General features: G+C 69.8%; 10 protein-coding genes. 4 read left to right on the top strand and 6 right to left on the bottom strand.

All coding sequences use genetic code 11. The features are described from left to right. The first annotated feature begins 164 nt into the window (after positions 1-164). Positions 165-1106 carry an RluA family pseudouridine synthase gene (locus tag SNA_RS09305; protein ID WP_044364339.1) on the top strand — a complete coding sequence of 314 codons (942 nt, stop codon included), beginning with the start codon at positions 165-167 and terminating at the stop codon, positions 1104-1106. A gap of 124 nt (positions 1107-1230) precedes the next feature. Next, positions 1231-2826, top strand: coding sequence for a Na+/H+ antiporter (locus SNA_RS09310; protein ID WP_030068216.1), 1596 nt, complete (start codon positions 1231-1233; stop codon positions 2824-2826). 20 nt (positions 2827-2846) lie between these two features. On the opposite strand, the gene SNA_RS09315 is transcribed toward SNA_RS09310, so the two are convergent. After that, complete coding sequence (locus tag SNA_RS09315; RefSeq protein WP_030068217.1) at positions 2847-3932, bottom strand: mechanosensitive ion channel family protein; 1086 nt, start codon at positions 3930-3932, stop codon at positions 2847-2849. Between the two features lie 101 nt (positions 3933-4033). Between SNA_RS09315 and SNA_RS09320 the strand changes: the two genes are divergently transcribed. Beyond that, entirely contained in the window at positions 4034-4639 is a 606-nt protein-coding gene (locus SNA_RS09320; protein ID WP_030068218.1) for a dienelactone hydrolase family protein, read from the top strand. Between the two features lie 4 nt (positions 4640-4643). Here SNA_RS09320 and SNA_RS09325 read toward each other — a convergent pair whose 3' ends face one another. The 5 genes from SNA_RS09325 to SNA_RS09345 all read right to left on the bottom strand — a co-directional run bounded on the left by SNA_RS09325 (position 4644) and on the right by SNA_RS09345 (position 10786). Beyond that, the gene (locus SNA_RS09325; RefSeq protein ID WP_030068219.1) at positions 4644-6287 is read right to left on the bottom strand and encodes an alkaline phosphatase D family protein; all 1644 of its coding nucleotides are present in this window, start codon (positions 6285-6287) and stop codon (positions 4644-4646) included. A 133-nt stretch (positions 6288-6420) separates the two neighbouring features. Next, positions 6421-7365, bottom strand: a complete 945-nt coding sequence (locus tag SNA_RS09330; protein ID WP_044364273.1) for a thioredoxin domain-containing protein — start codon at positions 7363-7365, stop codon at positions 6421-6423. A 254-nt stretch (positions 7366-7619) separates the two neighbouring features. Continuing rightward, entirely contained in the window at positions 7620-8474 is an 855-nt protein-coding gene (locus SNA_RS09335) for a thioredoxin domain-containing protein (RefSeq protein ID WP_030068221.1), read from the bottom strand. A 108-nt stretch (positions 8475-8582) separates the two neighbouring features. After that, positions 8583-9236, bottom strand: a complete 654-nt coding sequence (locus tag SNA_RS09340) for a hypothetical protein (protein WP_030068222.1) — start codon at positions 9234-9236, stop codon at positions 8583-8585. Between the two features lie 215 nt (positions 9237-9451). Further along, on the bottom strand, positions 9452-10786 hold the full coding sequence (locus SNA_RS09345; RefSeq protein WP_044364274.1) for a DUF2252 domain-containing protein: 1335 nt from the start codon (positions 10784-10786) through the stop codon (positions 9452-9454). Between the two features lie 224 nt (positions 10787-11010). Here SNA_RS09345 and dnaE point away from each other — a divergent pair, with 224 nt between their 5' ends. Further along, entirely contained in the window at positions 11011-14556 is a 3546-nt protein-coding gene (gene dnaE, locus SNA_RS09350; RefSeq protein WP_030068223.1) for a DNA polymerase III subunit alpha, read from the top strand. Positions 14557-14636 lie beyond the last annotated feature (80 nt).

Consider the following 14636-nt stretch of genomic DNA (forward strand, 5'->3'; position numbering starts at 1 on the left):
GGCGCCGGCCTCCACCAAACCGCACCATCAACGGCTCCTGCCCCGGCCGGCCCCGATGCGGGGTGCCGCGGCTGGAGGCGCTGGTTTCCGTCAAACCGCACCATCAACGGCTCCTGCCCCGGCCCGCCCCGATGCGGCGTGCCGCGGCTGCCATACTCCTAAAGGTGAGCACGATTCCCGAGATCCGCACCCTGCCCGTACCGGACGGCCTGGAGGGCGAGCGCGTCGACGCCGCACTCGCCCGTATGTTCGGTTTCTCCCGGACGAAGGCGGCCGAGCTCGCCACCGCCGGAAAGGTCCGGGTCGACGGCTCCGAGGTGATGAAGTCCGAACGGGTCTCCGGCGGCGCCTGGCTGGAAGTGGAGATGCCACAGGCCGCACCGCCCGTGGAGATCGTCGCCGAGCCCGTCGAGGGCATGGAGATCGTGCATGACGACGACGACATCGTGGTGATCGTCAAGCCGGTCGGCGTCGCCGCGCACCCCAGCCCCGGCTGGAGCGGGACGACCGTCATCGGCGGCCTTGCCGCGGCCGGCTACCGCATCTCCACCTCCGGCGCCGCCGAGCGCCAGGGCATCGTCCACCGCCTGGACGTCGGCACCTCCGGCCTGATGGTCGTCGCCAAGTCCGAGCGGGCGTACACGTCCCTGAAGCGGCAGTTCAAGGAGCGCGTCCCCGACAAGCGCTACCACTCCCTGGTCCAGGGCCACCCGGACCCGATGAGCGGCACCATCGACGCCCCCATCGGCCGCCACCCGCAGCACGACTACAAGTGGGCGGTCACCGCCGACGGCAAGCCCTCGGTCACGCACTACGACCTGATCGAGGCGTTCCGGGCGGCCAGCCTGCTCGACATCAAGCTGGAGACCGGGCGTACCCACCAGATCCGGGTGCACATGGCCGCCCACCGCCACCCCTGCGTCGGCGACCTGACCTACGGCGCGGACCCCACCCTCGCCAAGCGCCTGGGCATCGGCCGGCAGTGGCTGCACGCCGTCCGGCTGGGCTTCGAGCACCCCTCGGACGGGCAGTGGGTCGAGTTCGCGAGCGCCTACCCCGACGATCTCCAGCACGCCCTCGACACCGTGCGCGACGAGAGCAGCTGACACCCCGGGCTGACTCCAGGGCTCCAGGGCGGACACCCGGGGCGGACACCGGGGCGGATCGGCCCGTCATGGCACGCTTGGGACGGAAAGTGACCGAATCCGACCCTTCCGGAGCGTTACCACCGTGGACCAGTTGGCTCTGCTGTTCTTCCTGCTGCTCGGAGCCGTGGTCATGGTGCCGGTCGGCGACCGGCTGGGGCTGCCGCCCCCGGTGCTGATGACGCTCGCCGGCGCGGTGCTGGCGCTGCTGCCGTTCGTGCCGAACGTCGATGTCCCGCCCGAGTTCATCCTGCCGCTGGTGCTGCCGCCGCTGCTCTACGCCGCCGCGCAGCGCACCTCCTGGCGGCAGTTCACCGCCAATATCCGGCCGATCTTCCTGCTCGCCGTCCTGCTGGTCTTCGCGACCACGGCGGCGGTGGCGGCGGTCGCCCAGGCGGTGGTGCCGGGTATGCCGGTCGCCGCCGCGGTGGTGCTGGGCGCGCTGGTCGCCCCGCCCGACCCGGTGGCCGCCACCGCGGTGGCCGGAAAGCTGGGGCTGCCCCGCCGGATGGTCTCCATCCTGGAGGGCGAGGGGCTGTTCAACGACGTCACCGCGATCGTGCTGTACCACGTGGCGCTGGCCGCGGCGGTCGGCGGCGCGTTCTCGCTGCCCGCCGCGGCCGGTTCGCTGGTGCTCTCCGCGGTCGTCGCCATAGTGGTGGGGCTGGCCCTGGGCTGGGTCACCAACAAGCTGATGGGCCTGCTGGGCGATCCCACGCTCCAGATCGGGCTGACGCTGCTGGTGCCGTTCGTGGCCTATGTGATGGCCGAGAACTTCCACGGATCCGGGGTGCTGGCCGTCCTGACCACCGCGCTCTTCCTGGCCGAGTACGCCGTCGACGCCGACGACGTGCTGGGCCGGCTGGCCGGCTACACCTTCTGGGAGATCGTCGACACCCTCGTCACCGGCGTCGCCTTCGGGCTGATCGGACTGGAGCTGCACACCATCTTCGGGGCCGCCGCCGGGCGCTGGGGCGCGATGCTGGGTGCCGGGGCCGCGGTGGTCGCCGTCGTCGTCGCCGTACGGCTGGTGTGGCTGCTGCCCGCGGCCTGGCTCGCCAAGCGGATGCACCGGCTGCGCGACTACGACGAGGACATCCCGATGAGCTGGCGGGAGACCCTGATCGTGTGGTGGTCGGGCATGCGCGGGGTGGCGTCCGTCGCCCTGGCGCTGGCCATTCCCTTCACCACCGACGCGGGTGCGCCGTTCCCCGCCCGCGACGAGATCCTCTTCATCGCCTTCGCCGTGGTGCTCACCACCCTGCTCGTCCAGGGGCTGACCCTGCCCCGGCTGGTGCGTGCCCTGGGAGTACGGGCCGACGAGGATGCGCCCGACGCGATGGAGCGGGAGCTGGCGATCCGGGTGATCAAGGCGTCCAAGCGGCGGCTGAAGGAGATCATGGAGGTCGAGGAGCTGTCCGAGGAGGTCCGCGACCAGCTGGCCCGCCGGGCGTACGACATCGGCGCCCGGATCGCCCCGGAGATCGTCGACGACGAACGGCGCGAGCTGTTCGAGAAGCGCCTCGGCCGGCTGAAGAAGGTGCAGCGCATCCAGGGCGAGATGCTCTCGGCCGCCCGGCACGAGGTGCTCGCGGCCCGCAGCGAGCCGGGCGCCGACCCGGAGGTCGTCGACCGGGTGCTGCGCCATCTGGACATGCGCAGCCTGCGCGGCACGCCCTGACGCGGCGCCCGGTCAGCGGTTCAACGCGCCGGGCCCGCATCCTCGTCGTCCCTGGTCAGGGCGTGGTCACCCAGTGGCGCGGGCGCCGTGGCGATCCGGGGCAGCGCATAGGCGTGCTCGGTGCGCAGCCACTCGATCATCCGCTCCCGCACCTGGCAGCGCACCGCCCAGATGCTGTCCGCATCGCGGGCGGTCACCAGCGCCCGGACCACCATCGTCGACGGCGTGGTGTCGGTGACCACCAGGCTCCAGGACCGGCCGTCCCAGTCCTCGCACTCCTGGAGGATCTCCAGCAGCCGCTGGCGCATCTTCTCCACCGGCGCGCTGTGGTCGAGGTGGAAGAGCACCGTGCCGGTCATCTGTGCTCCGCCGCGCGACCAGTTCTCGAACGGTTTGCCGGTGAAGTACGAGACCGGCATGGTGATCCGGCGCTCGTCCCAGGTCCGTACGGTCAGAAAGGTCAGGGTGATCTCCTCGACCGTGCCCCACTGTTCGTCCACGACGACGGTGTCGCCGATGCGCACCATGTCACCGAAGGCGATCTGGAGACCGGCGAAGAGATTGCCCAGCGTGGACTGGGCGGCGATACCGGCGACGATGCCCAGCAGCCCGGCCGAGGCCAGCATGGAGGCGCCGAACGCGCGCATCTCCGGGAAGGTCAGCAGCATCGCGGCCGCGGCGACTATCACGACCGCGGCCGTCACCACCCGCTGGATCAGCGTCACCTGCGTGCGGACCCGCCGCACCCGCGCCTGGTCCCGTGCGCCGGCCGCGTAGCGGGTGTACGCCGACTCGACGATGGCGGCCGCGGCCTTGATGAGCAGCCAGGCGGTGGCCGCGATCAGCACCAGGGTCAGCGCCCGGGCGATCCCCGTGTCGTGCTCCGCGACGACCGCGAGCCCGGTCTGGTCGTAGGCACCGCGCAACAGGGCCGCGCCCAGCACCACTTGAGCCGGCATCCGGCAGCGGCGCAGCAGGCCCCACAGGGGCGTCTCCGGGTGTGCGGCATCGATCCGGCGCAGGGTGCGGTCGGCGAGATGGACCAGGATGAGCGTGACCACGATCGCACCGCCGATGACGGCAATCGGGCGCAGCACGTCCTCCAGGGACACGGGCTTCCTCCTTGCTGTGGGGCCGTGGGTAACGGTCCTTTCGACCGTAGCTGGCACCATGGGACAGAGCGATACGACCCAGGGGAGTGATATCCGTGCCCGAGCCCAGCGAGCCCGCGACCGGCGGTTCTTCGACGATCGTCCTGTTTTCTTCGGTGTGCGGGGTGCGCCCCGCGGTGCATGCCGCGGCGGACCGGCTGCGCGCCGCGGGACACGAGGTGATCGTCCCCGACCTGTTCGACGGCAGGACCGCGGACTCGGTGGCCGACGGTATGGCCCTCAAGGAGGAGTTCGACAAGGACGACCTGCTCAAGCGGGCCGTGACGGCCGTGGCCCCGTACTCCGACCGCGGTCTGGTCTACGCCGGCTTCTCCTTCGGCGCCGCCATCGCCCAGAATCTGGCGCTGGCCGACGAGAAGACCCGCGGGCTGCTCCTGCTGCACGGCACCTCCGACCTCGCCGAGGGCGCCGCCGCCGACGATCTGCCCGTGCAGCTGCATGTCGCCGACCCCGACCCGTACGAGCCGCACGACTGGCTGACCGCCTGGTACCTCCAGATGCGCCGGGCCGGCGCGGATGTGGAGATCTTCCGCTACGCCGGCGCCGGCCACCTCTACACCGATCCCGGCCTGCCCGATTACGACGAGGAGGCGGCGGAGAGCACCTGGAGGGTGGCGCTGGGGTTCCTGGAGGGGCTGTAGGCCCTCAGGCCCCCACCGGCCCGTCCGCCCTCTCCATCTGCTGGGTGCCGCTGCGCGTCCGGTAGGAGCGCAGCGGCGCGCTGGTGGCGTTCGGGTCGGTTTTGTCGGAGACGCCGAAGTAATCCATCTGCGTGTGCTCGGCGGTGACGTCGAGGACGCCGTAGCCGTGCGAGTCCATGTCCAGCCACTTCACGTGGCGGTTGGCGGCGCGGATCGCGGCGACCCCGGCCAGCGAGACGGTGTGCGGGGCGACGTGCAGGATGTCGTCGACGTTGTCGGAGGAGACGGAGGTGACCACGAACTCCGTCGCCACCGGCTTGCGCTGCGGATAGGTCGCCGCCTCCACCGGCACATCGTTGGCCCAGGCCATGTGGATGTCGCCGCTCAGGAACACCGTGTTGTCGATTCCGCGGTCGCTGAGGTGGGTCAGCAGCTCGCGGCGGTCGTCGGTGTAGCCGTCCCACTGGTCGGTGTTGACGGCCAGGCCCTCCTTGGGGATGCCGAGGATGTCGGCCAGCGGGCCCAGCAGATGCGCGGGTATCGCCCCGAACGCCATCTGCGAGATCATCACCGAGGTGCCGACCAGCCGCCAGGCGGTGTCCGAGCGCGCAAGTCCCGTCTTGAGCCAGTCCAGTTGGGCCCGGCCGGTCATCGTACGGCCGGGGTCGTCCACCGCGCCGCTGCCCGGTTCGGCCTGCTGGTCGCGGAAGGACCGCAGGTCCAGCAGATGCAGATCGGCCAGGGTGCCGAAGCGCAGCCGCCGGTAGGTGGTCCCGGCGACGGAGGGGCGCACCGGCATCCACTCGAAGTACGCCTGCTTCGCCGCGGCCATCCGCCGCGCCCACGGGCCCTCGGTGGCCGGGGTGTGGTTGACCGCGCCGCCCTTCCAGGCGTTGTCGGCAAACTCGTGGTCGTCCCAGATCGCGATGACCGGGTGCGCGGCGTGCATCGCCAGCGCGTCCGGGTCGGTCTTGTGGACGCCGTGCCGGACGCGGTAGTCGGCGAGGGTGAGCAGCTCGTGGGCGGGGGAGTGGGGGCGTACGACGTACTTGAAGTCGGGGTATTCGCCGGACTTGTACTCGTAGAGGTAGTCGCCGAGGTGCAGCACCGCGTCCAGGTCGCGGCGGGCGGCCAGATGCCGGTACGGCGAGAAGTAGCCGGACTCCCAGTTGGCGCAGGAGACCACGCCGAAGCGGACGTTGCCGGGTGACGTGCCGGCGGCGGGCGCGGTGCGGGTGCGGCCGACGGGGGAGTGCTGTCCGTCGGCGGTGAAGCGGTAGTAGTACGTGGTGGCCGGGCGCAGGCCGCGGACGTCGGCCTTGACGGTGTGGTCGGCGGCGCTGGTGGCGGTGACGCTGCCGTGCGCCACGACGGTGGCGAAGCGCTCGTCCTTCGCCACCTGCCAGGCCACCTTCACGGCCGGTCCGCGGCCCGAGCCCGGGGTGGCCTCGTCGGTCGGGGTCACCCGCGTCCACAGCAGGATGCCGTCGGGCAGCGGGTCGCCGGAGGCGACGCCGTGCCGGAAGGGGCGGGGGCCGGGGCCGCCCTGGGCGTGTGCGGTGGCGGCGCCGGCCAGCGGGAGCAGCGCGGCGGTGGCGGCTACGGCCGTGACGGCGGAGCGGCGTGTGATGTGGTCATGATCGGTCACGGCCGATCACCTTACTGGCCAGTAGGTAGGTGGGGGTACCTCCCATGCCCTTAAGTAAATGGGGGAGGGGGGACCCTGCCCGGCTTACCCGGTAATGCGCCGACCCGTTCCCCCAAAGACCCCTTTACCGTGATCAGTTCTTGCCCGTGGGGTCCTTCTCGCCCTTGGCGATGCCCTGCCCGCCGTCCTTGCCCGAGCCCTTGCCGGAGTCCTTGCCGGTCCCCTTCCCCGGGGTCCTGGCCGGGCCGAACTCCTTGTCGATCATCTTCTTGAAGTTGTTCAGCGACTGCTGGTTGTACTGCGCCTGCGTCATCTGCTGCGTCGGGACGATCTTGTCCATCGCCAGCTTCTTGTCGCCGTGCATGAAGGTCGGTGTGCCCCGCACGCCCTTACGGCCGAAAAGCTTGGTCATCTCCATCGCCCAGCGGTCGTAGGTCCCCTTGGTGACCGCCGTCTCGAACGCCTTGTTGCCCTTGAGCTCCGGTACCTCGGCCGCCACCTTGAGCAGCGCCGAGTCCTTGGCGTAGACGTCCTCGCGCTCGTCGGGGTGGTTCTTGGCGGAGTACAGCGCCGTCTTGTACTTCAGGAACGCGTCCGGGCTGACGTTGAGCGCCGCACCCAGGGCGCTCAGCGCGTTCTTCGAGCCCTCGCCGCCCGACAGCCCGTCGATGAACGAGTACATCGTGTAGCGGACCTTGAACCGGCCCTCCTTGATGTCCTTGATCAGCTCCTGGCCGGTGCTCTGCTCGAAGCCCGCGCACGCCGGGCAGCGGACGTCTTCGAAGACCTCCAGCGTCTGGGCGGCCTTCGGATCGCCTATGAGGATCTCGGTGCCGTTCTTGCCCTGGGTATGGGCCGGTTCGACGAGCTTGGCCCGAGCGGCGGCCTCCCAGCCGGTGGGCTCGGTCAGCTTCATGATGCCGAAGCCGATACCGGCGGCCACCGCCAGCACGCCGACGACCGCGCCGCCGACGATCAGCTGGCGCCGCGTCCTCTCCTGCTTCTTCTGCCGCTCGCGCTCGGCGCGGATGCGTTCGCGGGCGGCGTTCTTGGCGGCCTGGCTGTTGCGCGTGCTCATGGGGGGGTTCCCGTTCCTCGAGGGTGGGCGTGCTCGTACGGTCCGGTCGGGCGACCGGACCGGCGGGGCGGTGACCGTTCGAGGGGGGCCGCGGCGCACTAGGCAGTGCACGAGGAGGGGGAGCAACGGGCGCATCACGGCCCGGTGTTCGCTTCGTCCCCTCCCTTGCATGCCGGGAGTCTGCCATGGGCACGGCAGACTCCCGGGTCAAGATTTGGCATCGGCATCCGCCTGGGCGCTGGTGCCGCGGTGGCTCAGTGCTTGAGCTCCTTGGCCACCATGGAGTTGAACTGCGCGACCGTGGAGGGCGCCGCGACACCCTGCGGGGTCTTGGTGCCGATCACGGTGTCGTTGACCTTGATGCTCGGCGTGCTGGTGACGTCCTTGTGCGAGTTGAAGTCGTCGGACATCGCCAGCGCCCACCGGTCGTAGGTGCCGGACTTGAGGTTCTTCTGGAAGGCCGCGTTGCCCTTGAGCGCCGGGACGGTGTTCGCGACCTTGAGCAGGTAGCTGTCGTCGGCGAACTTGTCCGGGCCGGTCTCGTCCGGGTGGTACTGCTTCGAGTACAGCGCGTACTTGTACTTCAGGAACGCGTCCGGGCTGACGTTGAGCGCGGCGCCCAGGGCGCTGAGCGCGTTCTTGGAACCGGTGCCCTGGAGGTTGGCGTCGAGGAACGTCCCGATGTGGTAGGACGCCTTGTACTTGCCGTCCTTGATGTCCTTCTCGACGGTCGCGCCGACGTTCTCCTCGAAGACCGCGCAGCCCGGGCAGCGCGGGTCCTCGAAGAGGCTGACGGTGTTCTTGGCGTCCGGCTTGCCGATGACGACGGTGGTGCCGTTGGTGCCGGAGGTGTTGGCGGGCTTGACGAGCTTTTGCTTGGCGACCTTCGCCCAGTCGGTGCCGCCGCCCGAGGAGACGCTGCCGGAGCTGCCGCCGCCGGCGTTGGCGACCGCCAGCCCGATTCCGCCGGCCACCGCCAGCACGCCGACGACCGCGCCGCCGACGATCAGCTGCCGCTTCGTCTTGTCCTTCTTCGCCTGCCGCTCGCGCTCGGCGCGCAGCCGCTCGCGGGCCGCCTGCTTGTTGGCCTGGGTGTTGCGATTGCTCATGACTGTTCCGCTCCGTCGAATCCGTCGAAGTCCGTGAAAGGGGTCCGTGCGTCCCGGCCCGTGCCGGGGGAGTGCCTGAGTGCGGTGGGGGCGCCGGGCGCCGGGGCCTCAGGCGGCGAGGGCGCAGGGAGGTCCACGGCGTACGACGCAGTGCACGAGCAGCGGGACGGCGCGGGCGGGCCGCGCGGAGCGTACGGGGGCGGGCGCCGGGCGGTGCGGGGCGGCGGTGGCGCCGACGACCGCGACGGCGATCAGCAGCGGGCGGACGGCGCAGGCGGCCACCGCGCCGAGCAGCTGCGTCAGCGCCGCCTCGCCGCGGCGCAGCCAGGCCGCGGCCAGCAGCCCGGTCAGCAGATGGGCGGCGAGCAGCAGCCAGGGGGCGGCGGGGGCGGCGTCCTGGGACAGCCGCAGGAAGGGCACACCGACGGCGCCGCCGCCGCACAGCAGATCCATCCCCAGCGAGCGCAGCGGCCCGGTGGCCGGGCCGCCGCCCTCCCCGTAACACATGTGCTGGCCGATGCTGAAGACCGTGTCGGCGGCCAGCTCCAGGGGGAGCAGCAGCGCGGCGATGCGCCAGTAGCCGCGCTCCCGCCCGGCCAGCGCATAGGCGAGGGCGAAGACGGCGGCGGAGAGCGCGGCGACGGTGGTCAGCGGCAGCGGCATACGGGACAGCAGCACATGGGACCCGGCGGACAGCGTCACGCACAGCGCGGCGAAGAGCGCCGCGCGCAGTGCCCGCAGGGGTGCCGCCGAGATGTCCATGGCAGCGAGTGTGCCACGGGGGCCGTGAAGGCCGCGCCCAAGGCGCCCGAACCCACAGAAATCTCACAAATCTCTCAGCATGCCCCTTACCGGCACAGTCCGCTGACCGGCACGGTCCGTACCGGGAGCCCGTCACGGCTTCCCGGTAGGGACCGACCGGTACGGACCGCCTGGTACGGACCGACGGATACGGACGGCCCGGTGCGGGAGGGGGCTCAGAGGCCGGGGATCCGCCCGTTGCGGAAGAGGTCCACGAAGATCTGGTGGTCGGCGCGGGCGCGGGCCCCGTAGGAGTGCGCGAAGTCCACCAGGAGCGGCGCGAAGCCGTCCTCGTCGGCCGCGAGGGCGGCGTCGATGGCGCGCTCGGTGGAGAACGGCACCAGCGAGTGGCCGCTCTCGTCGTCCGCGGCGGCGTGCATGGTGGCCGTCGCCCGCCCGAGGTCGGCGACCACGGCGGCGATCTCCTCCAGGTCGTCGATGTCCGACCAGTCCAGATCGACGGCGTACGGGGAGATCTCGGCGACCAGCTGGCCGGCGCCGTCCAGCTCGGTCCAGCCCAGCCACGGGTCGGCGTGGTCCTGGAGGGCGCGCTGGGAGATCACCGTGCGGTGGCCCTCGTGCTGGAAGTAGCCGCGGACCGCGGGGTCGGCGATGTGCCGGGAGACGGCCGGGGTCTGCGCCTGCTTCATGTAGATGACGACGTCGTTCTCCAGGGCGTCGCTGTTGCCCTCCAGCAGGATGTTGTACGAGGGCAGCCCGGCCGAGCCGATGCCGATGCCGCGGCGGCCGACGACGTCCTTGACCCGGTAGGAGTCCGGGCGGTCCAGGCTCGACTCCGGCAGCGTCTCCAGATAGCCGTCGAAGGCGGCGAGGACCTTGTAGCGGGTGGCCGCGTCCAGTTCGACGCTGCCGCCGCCCTCGGCGAAGCGCCGTTCGAAGTCGCGGATCTCGGTCATCGACTCCAGGAGCCCGAAGCGGGTCAGCGAGCGGGCGTCGCGCAGCGCGTCCAGCAGCGGCCCCTCGGCGGTGTCCAGGGTGAAGGGCGGCACCTCGTCATCCTTGGCCCCGGAGGCCAGCGCGTGGATGCGCTCGCGGTAGGAGGCGGCGTAGATCCGCACCAGGCCGGTGATCTGCTCGTCGCTGAGCGCCTTGGCGTAGCCGATCAGTGCCACCGAGGCGGCGAAGCGCTTGAGGTCCCAGGTGAACGGGCCGACGTACGCCTCGTCGAAGTCGTTGACGTTGAAGATCAGCCGGCCCGTGGCGTCCATGTAGGTGCCGAAGTTCTCGGCGTGCAGATCGCCGTGGATCCACACCCGGCCGGTGCGGTCGTCCAGGTAGGGACCGCTGTCCTTGCCGTCCTCCAGGTCCTTGTAGAACAGGCAGGCGGTGCCCCGGTAGAAGGCGAACGCCGAGGCGGCCATCTTCCGGAACTTGACGCGGAAGGCCGCGGGGTCGGCGGTGAGCAGCTCTCCGAAGGCGGTGTCGAAGACGGCGAGGATCTCCTCGCCGCGCTGTGCGGCGTCCGGTGCCGGGGCGTGCGGGGACGGCATCGCTGGGTGCCTCCTGATGTGCGGGAGATGTGCGGAAGAGGGGTAAGCGGATCCATGACGGATTGCGATCGATGAGTGTCCGCGATTGTTCGTTATGGATCTGCGAATGACAACGGGCGAGGCTACTCGGGAGTGCCCGCATCGATCACTCGGGAGCGGTCGATTGTCGGCGCGGAGTCGTAGACTTCGAGACCGCCGTACCGATCCTCTGGAGGTCCCTCGCCGTGGCCAAGCCGCCCTTCACGCACCTGCACGTCCACACCCAGTACTCGCTGCTGGACGGTGCCGCGCGGCTGAGCGACATGTTCACTGCGTGCAAGGACATGGGCATGACGCATATCGCCATGTCCGACCACGGCAACCTCCACGGCGCCTACGACTTCTTCCATTCGGCGAAGAAGGCCGACGTGACCCCGATCATCGGCATCGAGGCATACGTGGCCCCCGAGTCGCGCCGCAACAAGCGCAAGATCCAGTGGGGTCAGCCGCACCAGAAGCGCGATGACGTCTCCGGTTCCGGTGGTTACACCCACAAAACCATCTGGGCGGCGAACAAAACCGGTCTGCACAACCTCTTCCGGCTCTCCTCCGACGCCTACGCCGAGGGCTGGCTCCAGAAGTGGCCCCGGATGGACAAGGAGACCATCTCCCAGTGGTCGGAGGGCCTGATCGCCTCCACCGGCTGCCCCTCCGGCGAGCTCCAGACCCGGCTGCGCCTGGGCCAGTACGACGAGGCCCTGAAGTCCGCCGCCGAATACCAGGACATCTTCGGCAAGGACCGGTATTTCCTGGAGCTGATGGACCACGGCATCGAGATCGAGCGCCGGGTCCGCGACGGCCTGCTGGAGATCGGCAAGAAGCTCGACATCCCGCCGCTGGTCACCAACGACTCGCACTACACCTACGCCCACGAGTCCACCGCGCACGACGCCCTGCTGTGCATCCAGACCGGCAAGAACCTCTCCGACCCGGACCGCTTCCGCTTCGACGGCACCGGCTACTACCTCAAGTCCACCGAGGAGATGTACGCCATCGACTCCTCGGACGCCTGGCAGCAGGGCTGCGACAACACCCGCCTGATCGCCGACCAGATCGACGTCAGCGGGATGTTCGAAAAGCGCGACCTGATGCCCAAGTTCGAGATCCCGGAGGCGGGCTACACCGAGGTCACCTGGTTCAAGGAGGAAGTGCGCCGCGGTATGAACCGCCGCTTCCCCGGCGGCGTCCCCGAGGACCGCCAGCGCCAGGCCGAGTACGAGATGGACGTCATCATCCAGATGGGGTTCCCCGGCTACTTCCTCGTCGTCGCCGACTTCATCATGTGGGCCAAGAACAACGGCATCGCGGTCGGCCCCGGCCGTGGCTCCGCGGCCGGTTCGATCGTCGCGTACGCCATGGGCATCACCGACCTCGACCCGATCGAGCACGGGCTGATCTTCGAGCGGTTCCTCAACCCCGAGCGCGTCTCCATGCCCGATGTCGACATCGACTTCGACGAGCGCAGGCGCGTCGAAGTCATCCGGTACGTCACGGAAAAGTACGGCGCCGACAAGGTCGCCATGATCGGCACCTACGGCAAGATCAAGGCCAAGAACGCCATCAAGGACTCCGCCCGCGTGCTGGGCTACCCGTACGCGATGGGCGACCGCCTCACCAAGGCCATGCCCGCCGACGTCCTGGGCAAGGGCATCGACCTCTCCGGCATCACGGACCCCAAGCACCCCCGCTACAGCGAGGCCGGCGAGATCCGGGGGATGTACGAGAACGAACCCGACGTGAAGAAGGTCATCGACACCGCCAAGGGCGTCGAGGGCCTGGTGCGCCAGATGGGCGTGCACGCGGCCGGCGTGATCATGTCCAGCGAGCCGATCGTCGACCACGCCCCGGTCTGGGTCCGGCACACCGACGGCGTGACCATCACACAGTGGGACTACCCGCAGTGCGAATCGCTCGGCCTGCTGAAGATGGACTTCCTGGGCCTGCGCAACCTCACCATCATGGACGACGCCGTCAAGATGGTGAAGAAGAACAAGGGCGTCGATCTGGAGCTGCTGTCCGTACCGCTCGACGACCCCAAGACCTTCGAGCTGCTGTGCCGCGGTGACACCCTGGGTGTCTTCCAGTTCGACGGCGGCCCGATGCGGTCGCTGCTGCGCCAGATGCAGCCCGACAACTTCGAGGACATTTCCGCCGTCTCGGCCCTCTACCGGCCCGGCCCGATGGGCATGAACTCGCACATCAACTACGCCGAGCGCAAGAACGGCCGCCAGGAGATCACCCCGATCCACCCGGAGCTGGAAGAGCCGCTCAAGGAGACCCTCGGCCTGACCTACGGCCTGATCGTCTACCAGGAGCAGGTGCAGAAGGCCGCCCAGATCATCGCCGGGTACTCGCTCGGCGAGGCCGACATCCTGCGCCGCGTCATGGGCAAGAAGAAGCCCGAGGAACTGGCGAAGAACTTCGTGCTCTTCCAGGAGGGCGCGAAGAAGAAGGGCTTCTCCGACCAGGCCATCCAGGCCCTGTGGGACGTCCTGGTCCCCTTCGCCGGCTACGCCTTCAACAAGGCGCACTCCTCCGCGTACGGCCTGGTCACCTACTGGACCGCCTATCTCAAGGCGAACTACCCGGCCGAGTACATGTCCGCGCTGCTCACCTCGGTCCGCGACGACAAGGACAAGTCCGCGGTCTATCTCAACGAGTGCCGCAAGATGGGCATCAAGGTGCTGCCGCCGAACGTCAACGAATCCGAGGCCAACTTCGCGGCCCAGGGCGATGACGTGATCCTCTTCGGCCTGACCGCGGTCCGTAACGTCGGCCAGAACGTCGTCGACTCGATCATCCGCTGCCGCAAGGCGAAGGGGAAGTACTCCTCCTTCCCCGACTACCTCGACAAGGTCGACGCGGTCGTCTGCAACAAGCGCACCACCGAATCGCTGATCAAGGCCGGCGCCTTCGACGAGCTGGGGCACACCCGCAAGGGCCTGACGGCGCACTACGAGCCGATGATCGACAACGTGGTGCAGGTCAAGCGCAAGGAGGCCGAGGGGCAGTTCGACCTCTTCGGCGGGATGGGCGACGACACCGCGGACGACGGCCCCGGCTTCGGGCTGGACATCGAGTTCTCCGACGTCGAATGGGACAAGACCTACCTCCTGGCCCAGGAGCGCGAGATGCTCGGTCTCTACGTCTCCGACCACCCGCTCTTCGGCCTCGAACACGTCCTGAGCGACAAGGCGGACGCCGCCATCTCCCAGCTGACCGGCGGCGATTACTCCGACGGCTCCATCGTCACCATCGGCGGCATCATCTCGGGCCTCCAGCGCAAGATGACCAAACAGGGCAACGCCTGGGCCATCGCCACCGTCGAGGACCTGGCCGGCTCCCTGGACTGCATGTTCTTCCCGGCGACCTATCAGCTGGTGTCCACCCAGCTCGTCGAGGACACGATCGTCTTCGTCAAGGGCCGCCTCGACAAGCGCGAGGACGTCCCGCGGCTGGTCGCCATGGAGATGATGGTCCCCGACCTCTCGGAGGCGGGCACCAACGCCCCGGTGACGATCACCATCCCGACGGTCAAGGTCACCCCGCCGATGGTCGAGAAGCTCGGCGAGGTGCTCAGCAGCCACCGCGGCTCGACGGAGGTCCGCATCAAGCTGCTGGGCACCCGCAAGACGACCGTGCTGCGCCTGGACCGCCACCGGGTCACCGCCGACCCGTCCCTCTTCGGCGATCTGAAGGTGCTGCTGGGCCCGTCCTGCCTGGCGGGCTGAGCCGGGAGCCCGGGCAGGACCGTGTCATGCCGCGCCGAGGGGCGCGCCCGCAGCCGGGCGCGCCCCTCAACTCATACTCG

Origin of the sequence: Streptomyces natalensis ATCC 27448, from assembly GCF_000935125.1 — a bacterium.
GTDB classification, from domain to species: Bacteria; Actinomycetota; Actinomycetes; order Streptomycetales; family Streptomycetaceae; genus Streptomyces; species Streptomyces natalensis.

What these genes read in the sequence shown, in the direction of transcription:
- SNA_RS09330 (WP_044364273.1), bottom strand. Translation starts at nt 7,365, where the DNA reads ATGAGCACGCGCAACAGCCAGGCCGCCAAGAACGCCGCCCGCGAACGC.
- SNA_RS09335 (WP_030068221.1), bottom strand. Translation starts at nt 8,474, where the DNA reads ATGAGCAATCGCAACACCCAGGCCAACAAGCAGGCGGCCCGCGAGCGG.
- SNA_RS09340 (WP_030068222.1), bottom strand. Translation starts at nt 9,236, where the DNA reads ATGGACATCTCGGCGGCACCCCTGCGGGCACTGCGCGCGGCGCTCTTC.
- SNA_RS09345 (WP_044364274.1), bottom strand. Translation starts at nt 10,786, where the DNA reads ATGCCGTCCCCGCACGCCCCGGCACCGGACGCCGCACAGCGCGGCGAG.